Here is a 2,437-nt window from a genome sequence, read left to right as displayed (position 1 = left end):
TCAGCAGTTGGTTTAGGAAACATATGGCGTTTCTCTTATGTTGCAGGTGAAAGTGGAGGAGCGACATTTCTATTAATATATTTATTCTTTGTTCTTATAATCGGTATACCGTTACTTTTAACGGAATTTAGTATAGGAAAAGCAGGACAAATGGACGCAGTCGGTTCATTTAAACGTTTAGCACCGAATACGAAATGGCACCTTACGGGTTTAATGGGTGTAATCGGTGGTATTTTAATATTAAGCTTCTATAGTGTTGTTTCTGGTTGGACTTTATTTTATTTATATCAATATGTAACAGGAGCTTATTGGACTGAACCAGATGGTGGTTTCGGAGCTGCGTTTGAAGCGTGGACGAGTAACCCAATAGCGCCATTGTTTTGGCAAGCACTATTTTTAGGACTAACGATCTTAATCGTTATGAGAGGTATTAAAAAAGGTATTGAGAAAGCTAACAACGTTCTTATGCCTGCATTAGCTATATTACTAATATTTATGGCCGGTTACGGTTTAACGCTAGATGGAGCGAGTGAAGGTTTAGCATTCCTATTTACACCTGATTGGTCGATGTTAACAGAGCCTTCTGTATACTTTATGGCATTAGGACAAGCATTCTTCTCATTAAGTATTGGTATTTGCGGTATGTTGACATACAGCAGTTACTTAAAGGCTAAAGACCGTTTGCCAGCAGCAACAGTTGGTGTTGGTTTAATGGATACTGTGTTTGCTTTAATTGCTGGTGTGATGATCTTTACAGCTGTATTCAGTTACGGAGTTGAACCTGATTCAGGTCCACCTCTTGTATTTATCATCTTACCGAGCATCTTTGAAGGCATGCCAGCAGGCCACATTGTCGGGATTGTCTTCTTCGTACTATTAACGATGGCGGCATTCTCATCAGCATTATCTCTATTAGAGTTACCAGTAGCTTACGTTCACCGTACTTTAGGTTTAACTCGTAAAGCGGCGACACTAATTATGGGATCAATTATTTTCGTATTAGGAATCGCGGCTTCATTAGGTTTCGGTGTATGGAGTCATATCCAAATCAATGGCAATAACATTCTAGATATGATGGACAATATTACAGCTAACGTCATTTTACCGTTAGGTGGCTTACTAATGGCAATCTTCGTTGGTTGGTATTTAAACCGTGACCAAGCTGTTAAAAACAGTGAAATTGAATCACCTTTATTACAAAAAGTTTGGTACAACATTGTTCGCTTCTTAGTACCAGTCTTAATGATTGTCATCTTAATCGTCTCGTTATTCGACTTTTAAAAAATGTGGTATAATCCACATAGAAACTTAGTAGATTAGGTGGTTTAAATGACAATATCTTATGAAGCGATCGTCGAAAAGATGAAAAATGAATTACAATCGATTGACCCAACTTCATCTCAATCAGACATCCGTGCTAAAATGTATGCAATCCGTTCGTTAGCTGATGTCGTATTAGCATCAGATAATGAAAGTCATAGTACACAAACGAAATCGGATACGTTTGTGACATCGCAGTTTGTGACACAAAAGAAAGATGAACTAGAAATCTCGGACATTGAAGCCAAAATGATGGGAATTGAGAAAAAGAAACCAAGCTTCAATGAAGGAAAGAGATTAAAAGAACACGATGCAAACGGCGATTCTTTATTCGATTTTTAAATTAAACGAACAAGAGGAGCGGTAAAGATGAAGATCTTGTTAATAATTGGGGCAATTAGTGGTTTTATTACAGTCGCATTAGGAGCGTTTGGAGCACACGGGTTAGAAAACCGAGTGAGCGAAAAAATGCTGCAAACTTGGGAAAAAGCCGTGCAATACCAAATGTTCCACACGATTGCTATTTTTATAGCATCGATCTTAATGCTCAAAACTGAACTAGCTATTTTTCAAACGTCAGGTTGGGTATTCTTAGTTGGAATTCTCATCTTTTCAGGTAGTTTATATATTTATTCAGTAACAGGTACGAAATTCTTCGCTATGATTACACCAATCGGAGGCCTAGCTTCTTAATTGGTTGGATCGTATTAGCGTACGGAATTTCTAAAATGGTTGTTTAAAATTATACTCAATTAAAGCCTACTCCAAAAAAGGGTAGGCTTTAATTATTAGTTTGGGTTTAATTAAACGTGTTGGTTCCAAAAGGACAAATCAAAAGTTATTAAAAACATGATACATAGTCAACTCGTGTTAGCTGAACACATACTGAGCGGAATCAAAATGCGTAGACTCCAGGTCGCTAAAAACGGTCACGTCCTGTGACCAACGCCGACATTAGACCGTCCGGGTCGTCACGGGAACAGCACGAGTCTCGAGACCCCACAGAGGCGTACAGGATGTGGGTCACTTCGGCGTTTGTGATTGACGTCCGGTACTTAGCCGAAGTTCCTTTGTCTGCCGAGTGATGAACCTGCGTCTACAAGCAATGCTCCGAAGT

3 protein-coding genes are annotated in these 2,437 nt (G+C 38.8%); all 3 read left to right on the top strand.

Annotated features, from left to right (window positions below):
- Positions 1-1,281: sodium-dependent transporter (locus tag A194_RS0115820; protein ID WP_017187760.1), on the top strand; the 1,281-nt coding region annotated here is incomplete at its 5' end.
- A gap of 48 nt (positions 1,282-1,329) precedes the next feature.
- Positions 1,330-1,662: a DUF5327 family protein gene (locus A194_RS0115815; RefSeq protein ID WP_017187759.1), complete on the top strand. Its 333-nt coding sequence runs from the start codon at positions 1,330-1,332 to the stop codon at positions 1,660-1,662.
- 27 nt (positions 1,663-1,689) lie between these two features.
- Positions 1,690-2,013: a DUF423 domain-containing protein gene (locus tag A194_RS18920; protein WP_017187758.1), complete on the top strand. Its 324-nt coding sequence runs from the start codon at positions 1,690-1,692 to the stop codon at positions 2,011-2,013.
- The last annotated feature ends 424 nt before the right edge of the window (positions 2,014-2,437 follow it).

It is taken from the genome of Alkalibacillus haloalkaliphilus C5 (assembly GCF_000269905.1).
Taxonomy (GTDB): domain Bacteria; phylum Bacillota; class Bacilli; order Bacillales; family Alkalibacillaceae; genus Alkalibacillus; species Alkalibacillus haloalkaliphilus_A.
The sequence above is the reverse complement of the archived record's forward strand: the minus strand, read 5'-3'. Positions and strand labels throughout refer to the sequence as shown.